This is a genomic window from Parahalioglobus pacificus (assembly GCF_014652275.1).
GTDB lineage: Bacteria > Pseudomonadota > Gammaproteobacteria > Pseudomonadales > Halieaceae > Parahalioglobus > Parahalioglobus pacificus.
The window spans coordinates 47,346-72,094 of the sequence record NZ_BMYM01000003.1; the positions used below are offsets into that span (position 1 = coordinate 47,346).

Here is a 24,749-nt window from a genome sequence, read left to right on the forward strand (position 1 = left end):
ATCTTTATCGTTATTGTTTGGGTGAATTATTGCCCTACCCGCTCGGCATTTTGCCCCCAAGGCGCCACCCAAATCAATAGCAACATGCCGGGTATCGCCAGGACCGTGCAGAGCAGGAAAAACGGCGTCCAACCCAGCCACTCAACGATGGCACCGGTGCTGGCATTGGCAAAGGTTCGGGGCAGCGCTGCCAGTGCAGTAAACAAGGCAAATTGCGTTGCAGCGAAGGTGCGGCTGGTTTCCCGGGCAATAAAGGCCGTGAATGCCGCCGTACCCATGCCCACACCAAGGTACTCAAAGCCGATAACAGCTCCCAACAGCCAAAGTACGGCCCCTGCCTCAGACAATACGGCGTAGCCAAGAATGCTGACCATCTGAATGACACCAAACAGCCAAAGGGAACGGTTGATCCCAACCTTGACCATCACCAGGCCACCGAGAATACCGCCGGCAATCGCAGGCCACAGCGCTGCATTTTTAGCCACCAAACCAATCTGTGTTTTGGTGAAACCCATGTCCAGGTAGAACGGCGTTGCCAGAGCCGTGGCCATGTTATCCCCCAACTTGTAGAGGAACATGAAGGCCAGCGCGAGCAGCAGGCTCGAAGCGCCGCGCCGCGACAAGTAATCGCGAAAAGGCGCTACCACCGTGTCTTTCAGGCTCGCGGCCTCAGGCACGTCCGAGGCGGGTTCCTCCACCAACAGACTCAGCGCGACACCGACCATCATAAACAGGCCCGTAATCCAGAACACACTGGACCAGGCCAGCATATCTGCCAGAATCAGGGACAGAGAGCCGGGCACCAAGCTCGAAATGCGGTAGGCCTGCACATGAATAGCATTACCTAGCCCAAGTTCCTGGTCTGGCAGGATCTCCCGGCGGTAGGCATCAATAGCAACATCCTGCGTCGCACTGAAAAACGCCACGATAAACGCCAGAGCGGCAATAGCTGCTGTGGCATCAGCGGGGGGAAACAGCCCCATAACGCCAATGCCCACAATGAGCGCGAGCTGCGACACCAACATCCAGCCACGGCGGCGGCCCAGCCCTGGAATGGTCCAGCGGTCCATAAAGGGGGCCCACAGAAATTTCCAGGTGTAGGGAATGCCCACCAGCGCAAAGAGGCCAATCTCCGTGAGGGATACGCCCCCCTCCCGGAGCCAGGCGGGCACCAACTGCAGGAGCACATACAGGGGCATGCCCGAAGCGAAACCCGTAAAGACGCAGATCAACATGCGCCGATTCCACAGGGCGCTCATCACGCTCTCGCGCGCCTGATCGTCAGTCATCCATCGGCCCCACAGGTGGTAATTGATGCCGTTCCGGCCTGTTCAATGCGTATTGGTAAAGTGCCATATCGCGCTGGTGGTATTGTTCAATGGCTTGCCGAAAGCCGGGGTCGGTTATGTAGGGACTTTGATCTCGGCCTGGATTGCGATTCAAGCTGGGCACAGACAGTTCATTCTTAAGGATCTGGTGCGAAAACCGCCGCATTTCCTCGGCGAAGTCTTCAGTGATGCCAATGAAGTCAAAACGCCCGGGTGAAAAGCCCCAGAGGAATTTGCTGTAGGTATTGCGCATTTCCCGGCTTAGACAGAAGCGCTCCAGCGTCCAGTCCTCCTCGACCACGCGCCGGTGCACCGCTGCGGCAGACTCAGGCTCATAGGTGCGCCGCCAATAGTGATAGTGAGAGGCCAGACGCTCCACCGGATCGCGCATCCAGGTGACGTATTGCTTGTGCGTGGCAGAGCGCATCAGTCGATACTTAATGGGCATGTAGTGGCCATGTACACACTGAATGTCCTCGGCGACGCCATCGTGCCCGGACAAACGCATAGCGCCTCTTAAAGCGGCCAAGTTGCGCATCGCCGTACTGCGATTCATCGGCAGGTCTTTATAGTCCCGCCTCAGGTGCTCGCCAAAGCAACCTTCCAGGGCCGCCACAAAGCTGGAGCCCGCGGTTTTTGGCAGGTGTACGGAAATCAGCATTCCTTCGCCCCGTAGATGATCGCCACCGTGATTCTATGTCTCCGTCCGCTGTGTTCTTGGAGTGGTACCGGCTGCTGCGCCGTCTTTGAGCAGGACATCATCAGAGGTTTCCCTGCTGCAATATCGCTGCACAGCCCTGCCATAACGCCTCAATACGCTGTGGTTCCCCCGTAAACCCTGCTTCTGGGTAAGCACGCTGCGGTTCAGCAAATAGCGCATCCCGCCCAAACCAGAGCTGGGCGCAGCGACGATTACTGCCTTCATAGTACTGCATAAGGGCTTCAACATCCGCGCGGGGAGGCAGGAGACTATCTCCTGCCGGCTGTGATCTGAGGTACTCAAGCACTGCGCGGCGCCGCGTTACGGCTTCATCCCGTGCATTCAGCGTGGCAAGCTGCCTATTTACTTTCAGCAGCACCTGCAGGGCTTCCGCGCCAAGAGAGGTATTAGTCTGCTGAGGCGCATAGTTCTCGATAATATCTGCGCCAATCGAAGCGAGGTAATCCCGGACCACGTCACCCCCATGTATGGCACTAGCGGAGTAGATTGCAGGGTGCATTCGCGCTGTCGGAAACGCACTAGACCAACGCTGCAACAGCCGTTCAAAATCAAAATAATTGCGATTGCGGAAACTGCCAGACTCCTGTGGCAGCAGGCTATCGACTACGTGCCCCGCGATTAATGCGGTTGAATACAGGCTGATCGCCATCTCATCCTGACGGCGCAGGTAGCAGCGCACTTCCACATCATCGAAAACTGAACAGAGTACACTGGCCAGCCGGGCGATCTCACCGCGGTTTACTAACCGAGAGTGGAAGTGTTCCGAGGAAAGTAGCACCGTGTGGTGACCAGCCGGCACCGCGCGCACCTCTTGGCAAAAAGCATCCACCGTTTCGAGACGCCAAGCTTTGCGGTCCTCCAATGTGTTCAGCCCCGCATGACGAAAGAAATCATCCTCTCGCCAGTCGTACATCATCGCCTGGGCAAGGCGGCGGTCGTTACGATCACCTACACTGCGACACAGGTAAAAACCCTGATCGGACAGATGCGCCCGGTGCTGGAACAGGTAATGCTGCAGTGCAGTGGTGCCGGTTTTTTCAGTGCCGATATGAAGTATGCACTTCATGGCTGATCAGGCACCGCGATTGGCCTCGGCTTGATCTCGCTTTTCCTGGCGCGCGCGCTCCCGCGCGCTTTTCTTCTCTTGACGTTCCAGTACTGTGCATCGCTTACGAAACTTCTGCAGACGCGCGCTTAATTCCGGAATATCCTCCAGTCGCCGTGTAAAAACATGCCGGGACGCCTCGTATAACGCCATGTCGAAGCTGTTGTGTTCCAACACTTTCGCTTGCAGTCCACCCAACTCGTCGAGAATGCGTCCAATGCGCTCTTCCTGGCTCAGCGCAGCGCGCTGTTGCCCGGTAACGTTCTGCGGCACGTGCGCCAGATTGATCGCCTTGAAGCGCTTCCGCACGGTATTTTCTATCAGCACCATCGAAGCGTCATACTGCTCAACGATACCGACACAGCGCACCTGGTGCAGCGTCTGCATCGCCAACTCGAAGTAGTCGAAGTCTGCCATCTTCTCGAAACGCGGCGGCAACCTACCCGCCAGATAACGGGTCTGGAAGTTACGGATCGTCGGTGCCACCTTTGGCTGCATGCGCCAGTCGACATACTCTCGGAAATCCATGCGCTTTGCCGCCTGCGCGCCTGGGGTCTGCGCTTCCTGCTTGCGTTCGAAGTCGTAGACGGAGCGAATACGCAGGATGGGATGCCGCAACATATAAATAGGGTGAAAGCTCACCTGATCTGTGTCGACAATATCACGGGGCATATGGTGACTGGAGATCGCTACAATGCTCTCGTCGGCTTCTAACATTTCCATGATGTGCTTGCCGCCCTGGGACCGCATCAGGTCATCACGCCGGTGATCCACAAACCCATCACCGAAACAGCGCTGCAACGCCCAGTCCAGTGTTGTCCCTGCATTCTTGAAGACATGACCGTGCAGTAACACGTGGCGCATTAATGCTCTCCTACCGTCATCGTGTATGCGGCCGTCTTCAGCTCGCGAATAGGCTCACCAAAATCTTCGCGCACGATCGCCGCGGCTACATCCCTGCTGAAGTTCTCTTGCAGCCAGGGCAAATAATTCGCCATTCGGGCAGACATTGCGTACTGGGCTTCTGAGTTGCTGCCTGCATTGGCCGCCAGTGTTTGCCTAATGGCCGTGGCAAAACCCTGTGCATCCTCCGCGATCTGCATCACCTTATCAGCCTCGGGAATCCCTTCTGCGCCGGTGGGTGTGGTGATTAATGGCACGTTCATCTGTATGGCTTCCAGCACCTTGCCTTTAACGCCCGCACCGAAACGCAGTGGCACCACTGCCATTTGCACCTTCCTGTACATAGCAGCCAGCTCTTCATCACTGAGATAACCGTAGACTTGCACTGATCCGCCCTGCAGCTCCTGCACGGTGTCAGTGGGATTGGACCCGACGATATGGAACCGTATCTCGGGGAACTCTCCGACCAAGAGTGGCATCACGGCATCAACAAACCAGCTAACGGCATCGACATTGGGCGGGTGGTTAAAGCCCCCCACAAAGAGAATATCGGCGCCTGCTCGAGGGCTGTACTCCGGTAACGCCGCCACATCCATCGCATACAGCGGGATAGCACGAGCGGGTGTACTCACTGCGTTGCTTGCAAGTTCATCCACTTCGGCTTGTGATGGGTAGTAAACGGTGTCTACCTGATCAAACACCGCATATTCGCGCTTGCGCCAATCTGCGGAGTCTTTTAACAGTGAATCATCACCCAGCAAGTCAGCCTCCCTGGCGACTCGCAAGTAGTGTAAGTCGTGACCGAAGAAGACGATCTTGGGACGCGGCGCCATACGCTGCAGATGCGAGAGGAACTGCTCTGCCACATGGGGACGGTGCAGGTAGATGTTATCGATGTACTGCGCGTGGTCGGCGAGCCAGCGCTCCAGCCCCCGGGCAACAGATTCACCCACAAGTACTTCTACACCCAGCTGTTGCAACTGCTCGGTGTAGGGCTTGTGCGGGAAGAAGTTTGCGCCCATGAACAGGACCTTGTAGCCCATGGCAACCATGAGTTCGACATACTGCTGGGTCGAGCGTGAACCAGCGTCCTTATCGTGGTGAGGCACATAGTGATCGATAAACAGAATGCTGCGCTGCTCGCGGCTGCGATCTCGGGCCCAGAATACGTGCTGGGCGTTATCGAAATGATCTTCGTCTAACACCTGCGCCCATTTGTCTCGGAACACCGCTTGATTAGTCACCTGATGCTGCTTAATCCCAGCCTCAAGGTCAGTGCCGTTGCTCACGCCCTCAAAGTGGAACACCTTTGATGCGGGCTGGTACACCACGCGGTATTCCTTGGCACGCGCTGCGAAGGCTATGTCAGCATCTTCGTAGTAGGCCGGTACATAGCGCTGGTCAAAGCCACCCAGGTCGTCCCACAGTGATTTGCGGACCAACAGGCAGGCGCCGGAAATGTAGTCCACATCCTTAACATAGCTATAAGCGGGCTTTTCCGGATCGTCTGCCCTGCCGAAATTCCAGGCAGAGGCATCACGCCACATAATGCCGCCTGCCTCCTGCAACTTGCCATCGGCAAACAGCAATTTGGGGCCGGTGATCCCGATGTCGGTGTGGTCATCCAGAAGGCGCACCATTGGCTCCAGCCAGCCCTCAGTTACGGCGGTATCGTTGTTCAACAGCAGTACGTAATCACCCTTTGCCAACTGTGATGCTGCATTACAATTTCTAAGGAAGCCGAGATTGCGCTCACCTCGGGCAATCACGAGATTTTCCACACGCTCGGTAATCGTTGCTGTAAGGTCGGTCGAACAATCGTCGGCCAGGATCACCTCGTAAGACATGTCTGTGTGTGCCAATACCGACTTAAGGCAGGTCATGGTGGCCCGGTACTGGTTATACACCGGCACGATGATAGAGACGCGAGGTTCGTCAAACTTGGGGAAAACGAGCTCTAGCGTATCCAACGAGGCGTCATCGGCGCCATCGTGGCTATAGCCGGTGTCATCTCGGTCGGGAAAGCGACTGTCTACCCAAACTTTGACATCCTCCGCGTCGGAGCCAAGGAACACCTGCGCAGCCCGCTTTAAACGCGGAAGGCTGAAGCTACGAGCCGAGCCCGCCGGATTTTCGGCAACATAACGCACCACACTACCCGCCATCGCCAACTTACCCGGTACTCTCTCAGGCACCTGTAATTCGAATTGTTCAAAATGGTGTCTGGCCTCGGCGAGTGAGTCTTCATAAGCCGTCGACTGGCCCCGCCTAAACGTCAGCAGCCGATAACTACGCCGGGTTAAACGACCGAGGCGGCCAAGGAAAGAGAGCTCATACGCCAGCAAGTTCTCGAAAGTGCGCGTCACCAGCTCAAACAGAAACTGGGCCTTCTCCTGCAGTGATCTGTACTCAGCACCCAGCGCATTGTGCGCTTCAGTCAGCGAATTATGCGCTTCAATCAGCGATTCATGTCGCGCAACCTCGTCCGTGTGAGCGCTTGCTAACGCGGAATGCTCTTTATCGAGTGCGTCGTGAACCGAAACCAGCTGTTGATGACGCTGCAGCTCTGATTGATGCGCTTTATCCAGCATCTGATAATCGGACTCTACCCGCTTAAGTTGCACCAGACCCTCATCACGCTCAGCCGTGCGCTCTGCGCACAGCACCTGTGACTCAGCCAGCTGGGCACGAGTTTCAATAGCGTCAGATAACGGTGCCAACGCCTCAGCCAAATCGTGTATGCGAGGTAACAGGCCGCGCTCTAAAGGCGGTAATTCACCCGCAGGCAAGCCCTGGCATAACGAGTCGCAATAGAGCGCCAGTGCCTGCTGGGACTCCGTGAGCAATTGGTGAGACGCATCGCCCTGGCTAATGACTGACCTGCGTAAGCCTGCATCAAACGTATCTGCCGCTAGTGGGACCTTCAGCGCGACATCGTTCTCTGCGAGCTGCTCCTCAAGGCGCTGCAACACACTCGGCGGATCCTCACTTAGCGCATCAAATGACAATGCTGTGAATCGCCGGCCTTGCAGCATTTTCAGGATGTGACTGTTGTAATACTCCCACAGCGCAAGCCCCATCAAATACGGAAAGCCGTGCCGACTGGCCAGTGATCTGGCCACCGACAACGGATTACGGTAAACGTATAGGACATGGGCCCCGGCCAGCTGTTCTTTCCATACAGGCCAAGTGAGGCACATTCGTGGGTCTTTCAACAACCAGGGACCATCATTCGACAGGCTATCAAGAATCACTGACAACTCTGCGCAGTATTCGGGCTGCACAAGCACGTCGAAGGGCGGATCAAACCAGCTCCCTTTCATCTCAGCCAGGATGACATCATTCAGTGTCACGACATCCGTGCGCTCGAAGAAACCGTGCGGGTTGTCGTCCTGGTCTCGCAAAAGATCGTCGTTCAACCCCGCGAAGAGGCCAGCATTCGCTAGCGCGCCCGCCACCATGGATGTCCCTGAGCGGTGCATCCCCAAAATAACAACGTTGGTCATAAGGCCGTATTTACGCGCAAACTATGATCTATGGCGTGGATGATAGCGCCCCAAGAGTCGGGGCGCGATCCAAAAAAGTTTAATGGCTAAAATGTGATTCTCTAAAGCGTGGATGTTCAGACACCGCTGCTCAGTCAGCGCGTTGGGGAGCAAAAAGACGATCCATGGCTTCACCATCGATAACAGCATCTTCGCTGAGACCGAAGCCCTCTTGGTAGGCCTCCAGCTGCTGCTCCAAGTATTCTCGATTTATGTCGGCTACGATAGCGCCCTTGACCTGCTCAAAAGGCTTGTAGTTCTCGGGGTCAAGCGCATCCAAACGAATAATATGGAGCCCAAACCTCGAATTAATTACGCCCGTAACCTCACCCACAGATTTGAGTGAAAACAGGCCTTCTCTATAGGCTTTATCAATATTGCTATCACTTAATCGAATCCATTGATCGAATTTACCGCCGAGTTTGCGAGACCCGGGATCTTCGCTGAATTCTTCAGCTAGCGCTTCGAAGCTTTCCCCGCTCTCAAGTCTGGAAGTCAGCTCCTTCATTTCGTCAGTGCGTGGAGAGCACTTGTAAAGGTCACAACGCAAAAGTATGTGCGATGATTTTCTGCGCTCAGCCTTATAAGCATATTTTCGCTTCTGGGCTTCATATCGCTCGGCTGCAACCGCCGTGACATCGGGATACTCTAAACCGTCTTTGAAGCGCTGAACCATGTAATCGCGAAGCGTGGTCCTGAGCAACAGCTGCATTTTGTAGTAGTCCGGACCATCGTCCTCGTTCAACGCAAGTGCAGCGTTCGCTAGCCTCGTATTCTGAGCGATGATATTCAGTAATCCGTAGCGAGCAGACACATCGTTTGTTGCTGCCGCCAGCGTGTCTTCGGGCCACACACTGACAAGGTAAGCCAACTCGTCTTCAGACATCGAAAATTCACCGTCTGAAATCACCGTCTGCTGGGCGTACCCAACGGGTGGGATCACTACCATCAACGCGACTGAAATGGAGGCAATACGAAGGAATTCCTTTAGAGACATACAGACACTTCCTAGGATTATTTCATGCGAATGTCGATGCATCGCGGCAAGTTTTAGAAGAAATGAGGCAAAAAAATACCGGCGCGAGCGCCGGTATTTTATTACTCGAAGGGTGCAGTCCTCAAGGACTGCACCATTTTAGTTCGAGGAGTAGCTATGGTCGATAGCGCGGCCGTAGTTAGCTGCAGCATTCGCACCAAAGTTACGCTCCCATACCGCGAAACCAATTGCAGGAACGCCGCCTGATGCGGCCACTGCAGAATTGGGGTCAGGGTAGTAGATCAGCGTGGGTTTTGCAGCAGGGAATGGAGCCAGATTGACCTTCGCCCATCCGTTGTCTGCCTCAACCTGAATGTTCACAGTCTTGGCATACTGGCTGCCCAGAACGTTCGCGTCACTATCAGCCGTTGCAAATTGCAGAACGTTAACTTCGTTCTCCAACGTATCTGTAGTGAACTCACCGCCACCAGGAGACACACTCAGCTCACCGTCGTCAGAAGCAAATTGACCTTCCTCGCGATCGTAGAGAGAGACACCCAGCGATACAGGGAGGTCGGTTGAGATACAGTCAGCACCAGTCTTACCGCATGCTGCAGAGCCATTGAACGCAATCTCTGCCCAGTTAACCATCAGGTACTGACCTGGGATTGTCACGACCCAGTCTGTGTTCACAGAAAAATCGCTGGTCGCACGAGCAGACCAATCGTTGACAAGGCCTAGACCACCAAGTACAGCACGGACTTCGTTGTACTTACCGAATGGGCTTGCGGTAGCTGAGAAGTCCGTTGTCCCGGCGTCATAGGGTCCGCCATCAAGGTTAGGCAGCTCGAAGTTTAGGGGATCAAACTGAAGCTCGCCATTGACGGTGATCAGTGCTTGCTGGTTAGTCATGCGAGGCACGTCAGAGAACCCTGACAGGTGAACCGCGTTGTTACCGAATTCCAGGCCGCCCTCTGAATCGCGAACGAAGTATGACACTTTCAAAGCGCTGTTGTCAGTCGCTTCGTAGAACGTGATGCCACACTCAGGGATCAAGGTATCGTCGCAGTCATCTGTCTGGGTAGCAGGAGACGCAGTAGCACTGTTCAAGTGAACACCTTTCACGTCTACATTGCCAATAGACCCTGCGGGTACACGGAAGAAGTTGTCACGTACCAGGTCACAGCTCAGCGGTACACCAGTCGCACCGTGCTTTGCAGTTACAGGAAGGGACAATGCTTCGCTGACTGGCTGACCCATACCGATAACTTCGATATAGCCTTCTTCTGCACCTTCACTGAAGGTCTCAGGCATAACAAAGCCGCCTGCAGGTTGCGCGGGCGCAGTACAGGTAGTGTCGGCAGTAGTTACAACGATTTGATCGTCGTCATTCTTAGAAATCGACGCAACCCACTCATCTTGAGGAGACATGATGACATTGAAGTCAAGGGCGTCGAGTGAATCCGAACCACGACGCATGCGGAACTTAACCACCTGCGTTGCAGCGGAGGTGTTAATGATGTGCACACCGGTACGCAGACCGTCTTGTACTGTGTAGTACGGGATGATTGCTGCGTCGCCCAGATCAGCTGTAGACAGCTCTACCTGGGCATTTGACAGGCCTACGTATGAAGCTGTGGCGGCTGCCACGGCTGCAGTTACGCCTGCACGTTTGAAATTAGTCATAGGAGACTCCTAATTGATCAACTCACTAAAAGAATTACTACTTCTTTTGCTAGCGCTTTTATTGCCAGCCGCAGCTAGCTGTCTACATCACCGGGCTTTACGCGTTCGATCGATGTACCACCAGTCCCCTTCTACAAATAACCAAGACTCGTAGATTGTATCTGGCAGTGCACCGGCCGCCTGCGCAAAAGGCGACGCAAATTTGGTCGGCTCGGCCATGACCCTAACCGCCACACTTGCTACAGCTGCTCGCGAATCATAGGAGGTGACTTCGATACCTGTCAACTCATTATTAACCAACTGTGAAAACTTTTGCTGGTACAGATGTTTAGGGAATACACCTCTGAAATTAGGTGTGGAATAGGCCCACACCTCATCGTACTGTGCAAGATTAATCGCCGCCCAGCGAGCAGTGACCCTTTCATGCAGGCGGTCCTCTCGGTCCTGCGTCATCTCCACGGTGTCCGAACAGCCACCGATAAGCATCAGTAACGCCAGAGCAACAACGGCACGAGCGTGGCAAAAAAATCTCGGCGTCGGGATGTGTAAGCCGTTGATTATCGTCAATTTATTCACCGTGCTTTTGTCTGTAATAGCGCTTCGAGCCAATGATGCTGGAGGGCCAAGATAGGTAGGGTCGCGAACAATAAATCAAGGGCTGCACAGGTGCAAGTTTGGGCTGTGGCGACGAATGCACGATGTGCGCGAACATGAAATGATTGCGACACGCCGCTTGCACCCCGCGCTCACATCACGACATCGTCACCGAGAGCGCCCGCAACGATCAATCACTGATGTGAATATTACCGCCAAGCGCCCTTCTCTTCGAGCAATCTCAAATCTCGAACTTTAGCCTTCATCTCATCACTCACCTGACGCAGGTCTGTCTCGTTGTAAAGTGCTCGCGGCGTGATAATAACGATCAGTTCAGTTCGGTTATCGCTGTTTTCAGTAGTACCGAATAGACTGCCCAAAACAGGAACGGTGTGCAGGAACGGCACGCCATCATCCGAATTCGATACGTTTTCCCTTATCAAACCACCCAGCACCACAGATTCTCCGCTGCGCACAGCGACACGACTCTTGATTTCTCGATTGAGGAACCGTCGATTACCACCCACGTCGAGCTGACCAACATCAGTCACAGATTGCTCTATATCCATGGTAATCAGTCCACCGGCGTTAACAGATGGTTTAACATCCAAGAGCACACCCGTATCGCGATATTCAATATTCTCCGTTGTAGTGCCGCCGTTGGTCACCGTCGTACCCCGTCGCACTGGAATCTGCTCACCTACCTGAATGAATGCCGAGTTATTGTCCAGCACCATCACTGACGGCGTAGAAATAATATTAACCAGGGACTTCTGGGATAACGCATTCAGTACAGCACTGACATCGCCAATGGAATTGGTGATCGTATAAGAAAAACCCGGCGCAATTCGTGCTGGACCTGCGGCTGCATCTGCCAATACCCCTACCCCGCCATAGTTGTCGCCCAGCCCACCCTTGAACGTCCATTCCAGGCCGTAACGCAATTCGTCGGTCAACTGGACTTCAATGATACTGGCCTCGATCATCACCTGAGTGGCCACTGTGTCTAGCTTTTCCAACGCCGACTTAATGAGCTTATACTGCACACCGGTCGCATAAATCATCAGCGAGTTATTTTCCTCGTCTGCCACAACGCGGACATCCTCCGCAAGCGGGTTACCGTCAAGGCCCATACTGACAGCCGCGAGTCGATTAGAGCCACCGCCTGATGTTCGACCAGTGCCGCTGCTATTGCCGCGCGCGCGCCCGCTATTTATCGACTCCTGGTTTAAGCCAGGTGCAACCCCACCCTGCGCACGGCTGCCCTGTTGAGAAGCCTGATTCCCACCCCTGGAGTAAATACTATTCAACAGATCCGCGAGACGACCAGCGGTCGTATTCTGGACGGGGTACACAAATAGGCGCTTCTCTCCACCAGCAGTTTCAGGAGTATCGAGGCGCTCTATCCAAGTACCCATTACCTCAAGATAGTAAGCACGTGGCGTCACCACCAGAATGCTATTCAATCGCTCGAAGGGAATGATGCGCACCAACTGACCGAAATCATCTTCGTCGCTCGCGCCGCCCACTCCGTCTGCACCCAGAAGGGCATTTAATGCCTCTGCGGTTTCCTCGACACCGCTGTTCTCCAACGGGAACAGACCTACGGACATGCCCTTCAGTCGGTCCACATCAAAGGTTTCCACGATTTCGAGCCAGCCCCGCAGCTGCGTGCGCGTTCCCGCAAGCATCAATAAGTTACGGGTGTTATCGACGCGGACGAACGCTTCTTCTTCAGCCAGCGGCTTGAGGATCTCGGCCATACCGCTCGCGCTGATGTATTGCAGCGGCACAATAATCGTACTGTAACCGGCTGCGGTATCTTGTGGCGAGCCCACGTCTGGGTAGAGTCTTGACGCTTGGTTAGAAGCCGTAATCAGGTAACGACCCGTGTCGCCGCGGATCATAAGGATATTGTTGGCTTTGAGCAGGGACTCCAGCACCACCAATAATTCATCGCGGGGAATAGGCGTCCGCGTGCGCAGGGTCACGGTGCCGTTAACAGGTCCATCGACGATGTAATCAAGGCCCAGGATGTCACCAATGACCGCGTGAACAACCTCAGACAGCGGCGCCGCCTCGAAGTTGAGACTGACATCTTCACCCACAAAACGCACGGGCTCTTCGGTGGACGGCATCCTGATCGGCCTATCCGTGCCCTTGTAGATGACCGGATCAGGAATGGTCAGATCATCGTCACTGCCGGCAAGCACCGCAGCGCTCTCGACAGGGCCCGTACGCTGTTCGCTAGATGGATCCAAATCCGCGAGGGTGTTCTCGCCCACCCCCTGCTGATCCAAAGAGGCACAGCTGGTTAACACCCCTAACAGAAGGAGTATCAGCGCTGTCACTCTGGCAGCTTGTAACCGGTTTCCCATCTTCACTTGCCCCAATAACCCCTGTGGTACATATTACTTTTTGTCATTTGTCGGTTTGTATGCCGACGCTATTGCCTGTTGCCTGCACTCACCGGAGCTTCGTCGGTATTTTACCGACCACCCATAGACAAGCTTTGCTCCTCGCTAGCCTCAGCTTCCGGAATACCCTGCAGCGGTGCAATGGGTACTTTTTGGCCAGGCACACGCGTCGGCACTGCCGGCGAGGCGCTTGTCGCGGGCGCATTGTACTGCACATCCAGCGATGCCATGCTCAACATTTTCTCGTCGCGCCCGCCCGCGCTGACAAATATCGCGCGATCAGGCGCAATGGATTCCAGCGTCCAGCCTTCAAGCTCATCGTCCACAGCGACCCGCTGCCGCTTGCCTTTGACGATTACGATGGCACCGCCCGTCTCGCCGCTGCCAAATACCCCGACCACTCTCACGCCCTTTAGCGTGGTAGCCGCTGCCTTTGGTTTCTCTTTTTTCGGTGCGGTCTCATCCGGCGCTTGGGCAGGTCGACGGCTGGCCCAAAAGAGCGGCCGGCTCACAATCTCTGCAGAAGCGTCATCAGAAACTTCGGGTTGCTGCTCAAGCGCTAGAACACTCAACGAGTCGGCCGCAGGTGGAATCGGGGCGGGCCCACCGTCAACGATCTGCCGTGTAACGCCCCACGCCAGCTGCAGCGCGAGTAGCAACAGGGCGACCACCAAAGCCAGTTCCAGACGACGCTCGGCAAATAAGGGATTAACCCGGGTTTTGTAACGTGACAGGACGTCGCTGATTACCATCATGAGGCCGACCTCAAGGACATAATCTGAAAGCGCGCCGTCACATCCTGAACACCCTTGTTACGCTGGTTGCGTGGCAGCCGCTTGGGATAAACATCAAGCCCCTCAATAAGAAGCATGGGTCGATACAACGCGAGGCTAGTCAGCGCGGCATCCAGCGCGGCAACGTCACCGGTTGCCATCACGCTGATCGCCATACGATCGAAGCTCTCCAGTTGCTCCGGAGGCAATACCTGGCTGTTGGTGATGGTCATTCCAGCGTCAGTTAGCAGGCGACGGACCTCAGCCTGTAAGGCCGCCGACACGGACGCTTGATCCTGAGCCGAGCCGTACACCATGCCGGCATTACCACCGGCAGACTGAATTGCCGTCTCCAAGGCGGTACGGGACGCCAACACACCTTGAACACGCGCTACGCGCGGCTGCAAACTGTCTATCTCCGACTGAATAGCTGACCGACTGCCCAGCAGTGAGGTCACCGCAGACAAATACACAAGGATCGGTAACAGCAGTGTCACTCCAATAAGCACAGAGGATAGGCGGTGGGTACGAATCCAGTTCATTTCTGATCAGCTCCCGCCAATTGGATGTTCAGGTAGAACTGTTCCTCGCTGCTACCAGAGATCCGAGTGATTGCCTGTGGTGCAGTCACCGATACAAACTCCGGTTGCTCTGTGAGTAATTGCATCACCGATGCCGCATCCTGAGCGCGACCACGCAGACGTATCTCGCGGCCGTTCATCTGAAACTGCTGTATGAACACGTCATCGCCCATCAGGGCGGTCAGCCGCGCGAGTTCCGCATGGGGGCTGGGGTACTCACTCACTAGACGATTCACTTCACTGACAGTACCGTTCACAGCGCCCAGACGCTGCCTGAGGGCAAGTGCAGGTGCTGCGTCACGTTGCAGCTCAGCCGATGCAGCCTCCAGCCGACTCAATTCAAACTGTTTAAAGCCAACGTTGAATGCAAGCAGCACCAGCAACACCAAGGCCGTCGCTGCGACATAGGCGCCGCAGCGTATCAGGCGACGTCGATAGGACTGCTGTCGATGTTGCTCGCCAAAACCCCGCACCATCACCCAGTGGCCGTCGGCTTGCGCCCATACCTCGCGCTCACCAGGATCATGAATATCGTGTGATTTGGCAAGATATGTCATGACGGCACTGCGCGACAGAATCACCAGGCGAATGTTCAGAGTGTCTTCACTGCCTGCAAGCCGAGACCAGCCATAGGCTGTATCATCAGCCGAGAAAGGACTGCTGGAGGAAACTTCCAGCGCCATCACAGATTCCAGGTTGGGCAACACCGCACCGGGCAGTTCCAGGCTTCGCTCCAGCACCAGATCATTGGGCACGGCAACGGCAACCAAATGGGATGTAGTCGCATCTATGCGCTGCCCTGCCTGATAAGACGTTTTGGTGTCGCCGTCGGTGAGGGTGACCACATCGTCCAGTTGTTGCCGGACCGGTGAATCATCCGACCACAGAAACTCCCTCCACGCGGCCTGCCACAAACGGCCCGTATCACGCACGTCATACCCAAAGAGCATCCACTGTTGGCTATCAAGCGCCATGCAGCTGTTTCATCCTTTTATTCACCCGTCAGTTTTGCGACGCTTGCCCCGCATCACCCGCGGCGGCTCGATTCGCATGGCGTGCCAGGGCAGGTCTGTGACGCCACTGTTGCCCTCTTGCAGCCATTGGCGGCGCACCCATTCGCGTCCGCCGGTTTTGATTATCGCATCCACACGCAAGGGGCTACCAGCGAGAATTTGTCGGATTGCGGCTTGCGATGGATTCCCAACAGGCACGCCCGACGCTGCCAGTATTTGCCGCACCTCGGGTGAAGCGATCATCGGCACGGTGCGCTCGCCGGCCATGCGCCCAGCCACCACATAGTCTCTGACTTGGTCAAAGTCGCCGCGGCTGAAGCCACCCACCCTGAGCAGGTCTTCGCCGACTTCAAAGGTATTTATTGCGGCACGTGGGCGCGGCCGGGAATTGCGCCATTCGTTGACGGTGCGAGCCAGGGCGACCGCTTCACCCTGCTCCATACCGGCTGCTTGCTTGAACAGCTCTCTCAGCAGCGGCACCTGGGCATCGTTGAGACTGATCAAACCCTGCACCGGGGTGATCACGATAGTCACCTCCTGCTCACCGACGCGATACCGACGCTCCAACTGGGGCGGTTCCTGAAGATTGCGCTGTCGGCTTTCACTGACAATATCGGCGATCAGCAAACGCACGGCGCCGTCTCCGGCTGCAATCACCCGTGCGCGATCAGCGTGCACCTGCGCAAGCTGGGTATCCACGCGCGCCTGCGCCACGATGCCCGCCACAAGTAAGGACATACCGGCGATAAACCACACTACAATGGCGAGTGCGACGCCCTGCTGTGACCTCATCGCCCCATACCCATAATCATGTCGGGCCAATAGCGGTCGGAAGACTTGATCCGCAGTCGTATCTGGTAGGGCGTCGCGAAGCTTTTATCCCACTCAGTAATCCAATCGCCATCCAACTCCCGTCGATAGGCCACTGAAAACTCTTCCACGCGATCAATCACGCGACGCGACGGGCTCTCTTCCCAGGCATAGGGCTCAGAATTTTCGGGCTCCTGCCACTGCAGGATTAGCGTGTTTTCCACCTGCGCCAGACGCAGGTAAAAACTGCCGCCGTAGGTTTCGCCAAAGAGCATGGACGAGCGCCATTCCAGTGAGCCGTCCTCCTCGATGCGGAAGAAGCCGCTTCCAGGCCCGCCGCGACCACCGCCGAGTGTTAATCCACCTAAATCATCACCGACAATGGTGGCATCGAAGGCATCGCGTAGGAACGAACTGACGCTACGAATTTCATCCACGCGATCCGTGAGGCGGGTGATCGCGACCTGTGTGTTGCCGAGGGTGCGCAGGCCGGTGACCGTCACCACCATCACCAGTGAAAGGATGGTTAGGGCGACCATGACTTCGATGAGGGTAAATCCGGCGTCGCGCTGCGCCCTTTTTGGCACACCTTGGCTCATCGCGGCAGGGCCTCAACCACGGAATTGAGCACGAAACGGCCTGGTTTTCGCCCGTCGGTCCACCCCACGGTGATCTCGAGGTGATGCAGGCTTCCCTGGGGCAAGCCTTCCCTGGCGGTCTCCACCGGCCAGGTGTTTACTGTCCACACAAAACCACCCTCGGTCTCGCCTCTATCGCTGAGACCGTTTCTGGGCACACGCGAATGTTCAGCCAGGAGCGAACGGGCCAGCTCCACACCGAAAGCGTATTTTTCGTCCGTGCGAACGTTTCGCGTAGCACCGCTGGCCGCCTGATAGAGCGCCGCCAGGGCCAACCCCAAAATGGAGATCGCAACCACCATCTCCAGCAGCGAAAACCCACGCGCCGTCCTTCGACTAATCAAAGTCATAGGCCTCATGAGACACGCTACCCAGCAGCCAATCCACCTTTATCGCAACACCACCCACCCCGGGTCGTTCGATATCCAAGCCGCCGCCGGAAGAGCCGCCCTCCGGGTAAAATCGGATGACACCCGCATCCTCACGATTCACCTCGCGGGCCGTGTTCACCACGATTTCCACAGTCTTGGGCAGTTTCCGCCGCTCCTTGCCGAGAACGACCAGCCGTCTTTGGGGGTTGATCACCACGTCCTGCGCCTCGCCTGTACTAACGGCACGATGGCGTGCAGCAGCCAGCAAGGTCACGGTATCCCGAATGGCCTGGCGGTACTGCATGCTTTCGTAAAAACGGATAGACGCCGGGACGGAAACGGCCAACACAATGCCCACCACCGTCATGGCGGCGATGAGCTCTAAAAGCGTAAAGCCCCGCTGTCGCGGGAGAGTCGGAACGATAAGGCCTTGAGTTGATGCCATGAGCGCGCTCACTGGCGTTTGGCTACGTGAGTTAGTTGGCGTTAGTCACGTCGGCGTCTTCACCTTCACCGCCGGGCGTGCCGTTCTGACCATAGCTGATAATATCCAGGTCACCGCGATCACCGGGGTACTTATACAGATACTCACGGTTCCAGGGATCCAGCGGCACGCTGCCCTTCAGGTAGGGCCCGTTCCAACCTGCCTTACCCGCCGGTTTTTCAACCAGTGCCTGCAGTCCCTCGTTGCTCGAGGGAAAGTGGCCCACATCCAGCTTGTACATTTCAAGGGCCTGCTCCAGGTCCTTGATCTGAATGGCGGCCGTCTTTGTTTTTGCCCCGCCCAACTGGTTTAGCACCTGCGGCCCCACGAGGCTCATTAAGAGGCCGAGAATCGCCAGCACCACCAACAGCTCCATCAGAGTGAAGCCACTCTGGCCGGTTCGGTTGCGGGTAGATTTAGTCATAATTTGTCACCTAGTTCGGGAGTGGTATGCCTGCTGCCCGACGTTGTTACAACGCCAGATCATTGACAGACAGTATCCCCATCAATATCGCAATAATAATGACCGCAATGATAAAGCCCATGCCGAGAATAAGCACGGGCTCCAGTAAGGTGAGGCCGCGCTTAACGCCCGCCTGCACATGGTCATCAAACACCTTGGCCAGTTCGAGTAACATCTCGCCCAAACTGCCTGACTCCTCGCCGACCCGGATCATCTGAATGACCATCGGCGTGAACATTTCCGTTTCCTCCAGCGCCACTGACATTCGCTTACCCGCCTTGACTGCAGGCGGCAGCACCTCGAGGGACTCCTGTATAACCGTGTTATCCACGGTTTCGATGGCAATGGAGATGGCTTTCAGCAGTGACACGCCGTTGCCGAGCAAAGTGCCCACGGTGCGTGCAAATTTGGACACCTCAAACTCGAAAACGATCCCGCCGGCCAGCGGTAACTTGAGCATCCTCGCGTGCAGGCTGCGCTTGCCCTCGTCGCTATCCGCCCATCGCTTGCCGGCGATAACAGCACCCACGGTCACTATGGCCAGAAGCCAGCCCCACGCAGCGATGAAGTCGGCCGCCGCTATCACTGCCGCTGTCAGCGGGGGCAGGGCTTCGCCCATATCTTCAAACAGGGTTTCGAACTGAGGGACAACGAAGCCCAACATGACAACAATCGAAAGCACAGATACAACCAGCAGGATCGCCGGGTATATCAGCGCCGACACCACGCTATCCCTGTTCGCCTTGGCGTTCTCCAGGTACTCCACCAGTCGATCGAGAACATCCGACAACTGCCCGCTGGCTTCGCCGGCCTTGACCATACTGAGGTAGAAACTGCCGAATAATTCTTCGTGGGGTTGCAAGGCCACGCTCAGCGCTTTACCGCCCTTCACTGCCTTCAGCAAATCACTGAGCAACGCGTGCATCTGGGGTTGGGCGGCCATGTCGATAAGCACTTTGAGGGCCCTGTCCAGTGGCAAACCGGCGCGAAGCAGCACGGCTAGCTCAGTGGTCATGGACAGCACGTCCTGCCGTGAGGGTGGTTTGCCTTTCTGCGCCTCGGCCCCGCCCTCTTCCAGTTTGAGCAGAGTTAAGCCTTGCGCGCGGAGCTGTCGTTGAGCGAGTTCGGTGCCGTCGGCCTCGATCATGCCCTCACGGCTTTTACCGTCACGGCCAATGGCCTTATAAGAAAAAGATGGCATGGAGATATCAGACAGCCGCTGACTGCGCCAGCGCCAGGTCACCGTCGCCAGCATCTACGTCCATTTCGCTCTGGTCCTGTGTGACCCGCAATACTTCTTCAATCGAGGTTTGGCCTTGCACTACCTTGCGCAAACCATCCTCAAACAGGGTCAACATGCCCTGATCGCGAGCCGCTGCATGCAGCGAAGTGGCATCTGCGCCACTCATGATGACGCGATGCATCACCTCATCCAGCGGAAACAGCTCATGGATTGATGTTCGCCCTATATAGCCTGAGCCCATGCAGGCATCGCAGCCATCGGCCTGGTAAACGGTGCGCTGACCCTCTGGCAGAAAACGCTTTAAGCCGTATTGTGCAATCGCGGTGTCACTCAGCTCTACGGGTTTTTTACAGCTGCTACACAAGGTTCGCACGAGGCGCTGGGCCAGAACGCCGTTCACCGAGGAAGTAATCAGGTAGCGCTCCACACCCATGTCTTCCAGACGCGTGATCGCACCGGCAGCAGTGTTGGTATGTAAGGTTGATAGCACCAAGTGCCCGGTGAGCGCTGACTGGACGCCAATCTGTGCGGTTTCAGTATCTCGCATCTCACCGATCATAATGATGTCGGGGTCCTGCCGAAGAATCGCCCGCAGGGCTCTAGCAAACGTTAACTCGATCTGGGACTGCACCTGTATCTGGTTGACACCGCCAAGCTGGTATTCGACGGGATCTTCAACCGTGATGATCTTTAGCTTTTCTGAATCCAAGGAAGCCAGCGAGGCATATAGCGTGGTGGTTTTACCCGACCCAGTTGGCCCGGTCACCAGCAGTACGCCGTGCGGCCTGGCGAGCAGTGTCTGGTAGCGCTCCAGCGTATCCTCACTGAACCCCATATCCCCAAGGCTGAGGCGAATACTCTCGCGATCCAACACACGCATGACAATACTCTCGCCATGCACGGTCGGAATCGTTGACACACGCAGGTCCAGCTCATGGCCTTTCACCCGGGTCATAATGCGTCCATCCTGAGGCAATCGACGCTCGGCAATGTTCATCTGAGACAACAGCTTGATACGTGACGCAATCGCCGCTGAGAGGTTGCCGGCCGGTGCATCCGGGTAGTCCTGTAATACCCCGTCAACGCGGTAGCGCAGGTGCAAGCCATCCTCAAAGGGCTCGATGTGGATATCTGACGCACCCATATCTACCGCCCGGTGGATAATCTGGTTTACCAGCCGAATGACGGGTGCTTCAGAGGCCAAATCCCGCAGGTGTTCGATAAACTCATCATCACTCTGCCCGGCAAACTGGTCATCGAACTCTTCCTCATTATCGCCTGCATCAGAGACCAGATGCGCCTGCAGGGCCTTGCTGATATCGCTCTCCAAGCCCAAAACCACAGTCACGGGCGACTCGACAGCCATGCCCAGGGCCTTGCTGATGTAGGGGTCTTGAGGAACGGCCGCGGCGAAAGTCAGGTCGTCGCCTGTCTTGGCGACCGGCACTACCGAGTTAGAAAAGAGAAAATCCTGGGCAACTTCATCAACCTGGACTGGCTCTTCAGGATAATCAGCAGAGTTAAGTAGCGGAATATCAAGCTGTGCACTGAGCGCGGTGGCAAAATCCAACTCAGACACCAAGCCGAGTTTCACCAATACCTGGCCAAACTTGTCGCCCATTTCGCTCTGGGCAAGCAGCGTTCGTTCGACATCCCGTTCAGATATCTTGCCTTGCTCTACCAATAGCTCGCCGATTTTCTTCATGGATTCCACTGCGCCATTGAGTCTCAGCGCCAATGCACTGGCGCTTATCGTTGCCTCGAGTGTAACACAGGGGTCGCGCCGTCATGGTCGACGGCGCGAATCATGCACGCTAGAAATGACCCAATACCGCAGACGCGATTAGGCTCGCTGGCTGGATGCGGAGATCACCTCACCTGTCATGTAGCCAGAGTAGTCAGACGCCAGAAACATCATGACATTAGCAACTTCCCAGACCTCGGCCGCCCGGCCGAATGCCTCCTTCTCGGCGAGTTGTTCCAGCAACTCCATGGGAGTGGTCTTCTTCAGGAACTCGTGAAACGCAATAGATGGAGAGACCGCGTTAATCCGCACTCCGTGGTCAGCAGCCTCGAGCGCACTGCAGCGCGTCAGCGCCATCACACCGGCCTTGGCTGCCGCATAGTGGCATTGCTCTTTCTGGGCGCGCCAACCCAGCACGGAGGCATTGTTCACAATGACGCCAGCGCCACGGGGCTGCATCTTTTGCAGCATCGCTCGCGTCATTCGCATTGTGCCAGTCAGGGTTACATCAAGTACGCGCGACCACTCTTCATCCGACATTTCTACCAGCAACCGCGTGCCACCCAGCCCCGCGTTGTTGATCAGAACATCAACGGTGTCCAGCTTTTCCTCCGCCTCATCCACCAACGCCTGAACATCTGGCTCGTCGGTAACGTTGGCGAGCTTTCCATAGACCCGCTCCAGCCCCGTTTCAGCTCTCAGCGTCTCTACGGCTTTGGCCAACCGTCCTTCGTGAATATCACTGATCATCACGGCGCGAGCGCCCTCCTCCGCTGCACGGGTCGCTGCCGCGAAACCAATGCCGGCGCCCGCAGCGGCAGTCACCAGAACGGACTTGCCCTTGAGCAGATTGTGTCCCTCGACATAGGGAGGTGGTTCTTTCAATGCCATGATTTACTCGCTTAACACGTGGAATCTGAAATCTTGTGCGGCGTGCTCCGCCACCACACGCTATGCTGTTGAACAGAGGTGAGCACGGGTTAGCCGCGCGGCTCCCGAGGCATACCCAGAGCCCGCTCGGCGATGATGTTGCGTTGGATCTGATTCGTACCACCGTAAATAGTGTCAGCCCGCGTAAACAGGTACATCGCCTGTAGGCGACTCAACTCATAGGGAGCAGCGTCGAGCACTTCGCTTTCTGGGCCCATCACATCCATGGCCAACTTACCCAGATTCCGATGCCAGCTAGACCAATACAGCTTGTAGATCATGGCTTCTTTCTGGAGGCTGCCGTCGTCGCCACCGCCGGAGAGCATTCGCATACTGTTGTAACGCATGATGCGAAGGCCGATGTGTGCATCCGCAATACGTTGACGCAGCGCAGGGTCTTGCGACGCCCCATTCACCTTCGCCAATCGCACAATCTCATCCAACTCATTTTGAAACAGCATCTGCTGCCCCAGCGTAGAAACGCCTCGCTCGAAACCCAGAAGCCCCATAGCAACCTTCCACCCGTCACCGGGTGCCCCCACGAGATCACTGTCTGCGCAGACGGCTTCATCGAAAAATACTTCGTTGAATTCTGAGGTTCCCGTCATCTGTTGGATGGGGCGAATATCCACTCCCGGCTGATCCAGTGTGACAAGGAAGAAGCCTAATCCTTTATTGCCCACAGACTCTGAGTCAGTGCGCGCTATTACGAAGCAGTACTCCGATTCGTGGGCCAATGAGGTCCACACTTTCTGCCCGCTGATTTTCCACTGCCCGCTGTCTTTATCTTTGATTGCACGGGTTTTTACGTTAGCCAGGTCGGACCCTGCGCTGGGCTCAGAATAGCCCTGACACCAGAAGTCTTCACCACGCAGAATGCCGGGCAAGTAACGTTCGCGTTGCTCGTCGGTCCCATAGGCGATCAGCGTCGGGCCCGTTAACGTTTCGCCGATATGGCCCATGCGTCCCGGGCCACCCGCTCTGGCATACTCTTCGTTGAAGATCACCTGCTGTTCAATTGTGGCGCCCCGGCCTCCATAGGCTTCGGGCCAGCCAATGCAGGTCCAGCCGCCCCCGTGCAGTTTTCGCTCCCAGGCTTTGCGCTCCTCGACGAATACATGTTCATCACCGGGGCCGCCGCGGTAGCGCATCTGGGCAAACTCACCGGTGAGGTTTTCACCCATCCACGTGGCCACCTCCTCCCGGAAGGTTTCATCCTGCGCGCTAAAGCTCAGTTTCATAAACCCATTACCTCACCGTCCAGCAGCTGAGAGGCAATAATTTCCCTGTGCCACGCAGCATTGCCCAAAAGTGTTTCCGCCGACTTTGCGCGTTTGAAGAACAACTGTATGTCGTACTCCTCGGTAAAGCCGACGCCACCGTGTAGCTGTATGCCGCAGCCCGCATTGAAGAAGGCCGCATCGCTGCAATAGGCTTTCGCGATACTCGCGGCCTCCAAAAGCTCTTCGCCAAGCGGTCCGCCACGCAGCGCTTCGTCTGCAACACAGGCCGCGTAATACAGTGCGGAGCGCGCAGCCTCAGCTTTCAGCATCATGTCAGCGGCCTTGTGTTTAAGCGCCTGATAAGACGCTATCACGCGGCCGAATTGCACACGCTCCTGCATGTAGGCAACGCTGCTGTCCAACGACTCTTGAGCAACCCCTACTTGGTCTGCCGCAACTGCTATGGCGGCCAGTGCTATCAGTTTCTCGAGGCACTCACCGGATTGCCCAGCCTGATCGGCTTCACCCAGCAACGCATCCTCTGGCAGGAAAACATCGCGCAGGTAGACCTCTGCCTGTTTACGCGTTTCGTCCATAGTGGGTAAATAGTTGCGCTCCAGACCGGGCGTATCGCTAGGCACAACAAAAAGACTGATGCCATCAGGACCTGTGCTGAATGGTGTGCGCGCAGCCACAATCAGTACATCAGCGCTGTGGCCGTTGGGTATGTAGCGCCAATAACCATCGAGCCGATAGCCATCGGCGGTGCGTTCCCAAATCCCTTCGACCGAGGCACAGTCCGACCGTCTGGACGCGCCGGTATACGCAACGCTGGCCGTTACGCCATCGATTAACTGCGGCAAAATCTGCTGCTTCTGGGTCTCAGTGCCAGCGAGTAATACAGCATTTGCGCCAAGACACACCGTTGAAAAGAACGGGCTACAAAACAGATGCTTACCCATTTCTTCCAGAGTGGCCACCAGTTCCACATACCCGAGCCCCAAACCGCCGTAGGCTTCAGGGATGTGCATGGCTGGCCAGTAGAGCTCCTTGCAGACTCTCTGCCAGAGATCCGGGTCATAGCCCAACTCACTGCCCATCACACCACGCACAGCGGCACTGCTTGATACTTCAGCAAGAAATGACCGGGCGGTATCCCGGATCATTTGCTGCTCTTCAGTGAAGGAAAACTCCATGGACC

The 24,749-nt window shown here is 56.2% G+C and carries 22 protein-coding genes; all 22 read right to left on the reverse strand.

Annotated features, from left to right (window positions below):
- Positions 1–26 precede the first annotated feature (26 nt).
- Positions 27–1,289 (reverse strand): AmpG family muropeptide MFS transporter, encoded by a 1,263-nt coding sequence (locus IE089_RS13640; RefSeq protein ID WP_189478400.1) that lies wholly within the window; start codon positions 1,287–1,289, stop codon positions 27–29.
- Complete coding sequence (locus IE089_RS13645; protein WP_189478401.1) at positions 1,282–1,989, reverse strand: sulfotransferase family 2 domain-containing protein; 708 nt, start codon at positions 1,987–1,989, stop codon at positions 1,282–1,284. The genes IE089_RS13640 and IE089_RS13645 overlap by 8 nt, the downstream gene beginning before the upstream one ends.
- Positions 1,990–2,089: 100 nt before the next feature.
- A complete protein-coding gene (locus tag IE089_RS13650; protein WP_189478402.1) occupies positions 2,090–3,115 on the reverse strand; it encodes a hypothetical protein in 1,026 nt (341 codons plus the stop codon).
- Between the two features lie 6 nt (positions 3,116–3,121).
- Positions 3,122–4,018, reverse strand: a complete 897-nt coding sequence (locus IE089_RS13655) for a sulfotransferase family 2 domain-containing protein (protein WP_189478403.1) — start codon at positions 4,016–4,018, stop codon at positions 3,122–3,124.
- On the reverse strand, positions 4,018–7,563 hold the full coding sequence (locus IE089_RS13660) for a glycosyltransferase (RefSeq protein ID WP_189478404.1): 3,546 nt from the start codon (positions 7,561–7,563) through the stop codon (positions 4,018–4,020). Before IE089_RS13660 ends, IE089_RS13655 begins: the two co-directional genes overlap by 1 nt.
- A 130-nt stretch (positions 7,564–7,693) precedes the next feature.
- Entirely contained in the window at positions 7,694–8,599 is a 906-nt protein-coding gene (locus tag IE089_RS13665) for a peptidylprolyl isomerase (protein WP_189478405.1), read from the reverse strand.
- A gap of 138 nt (positions 8,600–8,737) precedes the next feature.
- Positions 8,738–10,264 (reverse strand): hypothetical protein, encoded by a 1,527-nt coding sequence (locus IE089_RS13670; protein ID WP_189478406.1) that lies wholly within the window; start codon positions 10,262–10,264, stop codon positions 8,738–8,740.
- Positions 10,265–10,351: 87 nt separating this feature from the next.
- Positions 10,352–10,831 (reverse strand): hypothetical protein, encoded by a 480-nt coding sequence (locus tag IE089_RS13675; protein ID WP_189478407.1) that lies wholly within the window; start codon positions 10,829–10,831, stop codon positions 10,352–10,354.
- 236 nt (positions 10,832–11,067) lie between these two features.
- Positions 11,068–13,158 carry a type II secretion system secretin GspD gene (gene gspD / locus IE089_RS13680; protein WP_229802777.1) on the reverse strand — a complete coding sequence of 697 codons (2,091 nt, stop codon included), beginning with the start codon at positions 13,156–13,158 and terminating at the stop codon, positions 11,068–11,070.
- Positions 13,159–13,346: 188 nt separating this feature from the next.
- Positions 13,347–14,030 (reverse strand): type II secretion system protein N, encoded by a 684-nt coding sequence (locus IE089_RS13685; protein ID WP_189478409.1) that lies wholly within the window; start codon positions 14,028–14,030, stop codon positions 13,347–13,349.
- Positions 14,027–14,590 carry a type II secretion system protein GspM gene (gspM, locus tag IE089_RS13690; RefSeq protein ID WP_189478410.1) on the reverse strand — a complete coding sequence of 188 codons (564 nt, stop codon included), beginning with the start codon at positions 14,588–14,590 and terminating at the stop codon, positions 14,027–14,029. Before gspM ends, IE089_RS13685 begins: the two co-directional genes overlap by 4 nt.
- A complete protein-coding gene (locus IE089_RS13695) occupies positions 14,587–15,603 on the reverse strand; it encodes a PilN domain-containing protein (protein WP_189478411.1) in 1,017 nt (338 codons plus the stop codon). The genes gspM and IE089_RS13695 overlap by 4 nt, the downstream gene beginning before the upstream one ends.
- Before the next feature lie 21 nt (positions 15,604–15,624).
- Entirely contained in the window at positions 15,625–16,434 is an 810-nt protein-coding gene (locus tag IE089_RS13700; protein ID WP_189478412.1) for a hypothetical protein, read from the reverse strand.
- On the reverse strand, positions 16,431–17,039 hold the full coding sequence (locus IE089_RS13705) for a PulJ/GspJ family protein (RefSeq protein ID WP_229802778.1): 609 nt from the start codon (positions 17,037–17,039) through the stop codon (positions 16,431–16,433). The genes IE089_RS13700 and IE089_RS13705 overlap by 4 nt, the downstream gene beginning before the upstream one ends.
- 8 nt (positions 17,040–17,047) lie before the next feature.
- The gene (locus IE089_RS13710; RefSeq protein WP_189478414.1) at positions 17,048–17,440 is read right to left on the reverse strand and encodes a prepilin-type N-terminal cleavage/methylation domain-containing protein; all 393 of its coding nucleotides are present in this window, start codon (positions 17,438–17,440) and stop codon (positions 17,048–17,050) included.
- Positions 17,427–17,906 (reverse strand): pilus assembly FimT family protein, encoded by a 480-nt coding sequence (locus IE089_RS13715; protein WP_189478415.1) that lies wholly within the window; start codon positions 17,904–17,906, stop codon positions 17,427–17,429. The genes IE089_RS13710 and IE089_RS13715 overlap by 14 nt, the downstream gene beginning before the upstream one ends.
- Before the next feature lie 31 nt (positions 17,907–17,937).
- Positions 17,938–18,369 (reverse strand): type II secretion system major pseudopilin GspG, encoded by a 432-nt coding sequence (gene gspG / locus IE089_RS13720; RefSeq protein ID WP_189478416.1) that lies wholly within the window; start codon positions 18,367–18,369, stop codon positions 17,938–17,940.
- A gap of 46 nt (positions 18,370–18,415) precedes the next feature.
- On the reverse strand, positions 18,416–19,663 hold the full coding sequence (locus IE089_RS13725; protein ID WP_229802779.1) for a type II secretion system F family protein: 1,248 nt from the start codon (positions 19,661–19,663) through the stop codon (positions 18,416–18,418).
- Positions 19,617–21,356 carry a GspE/PulE family protein gene (locus IE089_RS13730; protein ID WP_189478418.1) on the reverse strand — a complete coding sequence of 580 codons (1,740 nt, stop codon included), beginning with the start codon at positions 21,354–21,356 and terminating at the stop codon, positions 19,617–19,619. The genes IE089_RS13725 and IE089_RS13730 overlap by 47 nt, the downstream gene beginning before the upstream one ends.
- A 138-nt stretch (positions 21,357–21,494) precedes the next feature.
- A complete protein-coding gene (locus tag IE089_RS13735) occupies positions 21,495–22,286 on the reverse strand; it encodes an SDR family oxidoreductase (RefSeq protein WP_189478419.1) in 792 nt (263 codons plus the stop codon).
- 89 nt (positions 22,287–22,375) lie between these two features.
- Entirely contained in the window at positions 22,376–23,566 is a 1,191-nt protein-coding gene (locus tag IE089_RS13740; protein ID WP_189478420.1) for an acyl-CoA dehydrogenase family protein, read from the reverse strand.
- Positions 23,563–24,744 carry an acyl-CoA dehydrogenase family protein gene (locus tag IE089_RS13745; RefSeq protein ID WP_189478421.1) on the reverse strand — a complete coding sequence of 394 codons (1,182 nt, stop codon included), beginning with the start codon at positions 24,742–24,744 and terminating at the stop codon, positions 23,563–23,565. Before IE089_RS13745 ends, IE089_RS13740 begins: the two co-directional genes overlap by 4 nt.
- Positions 24,745–24,749 lie beyond the last annotated feature (5 nt).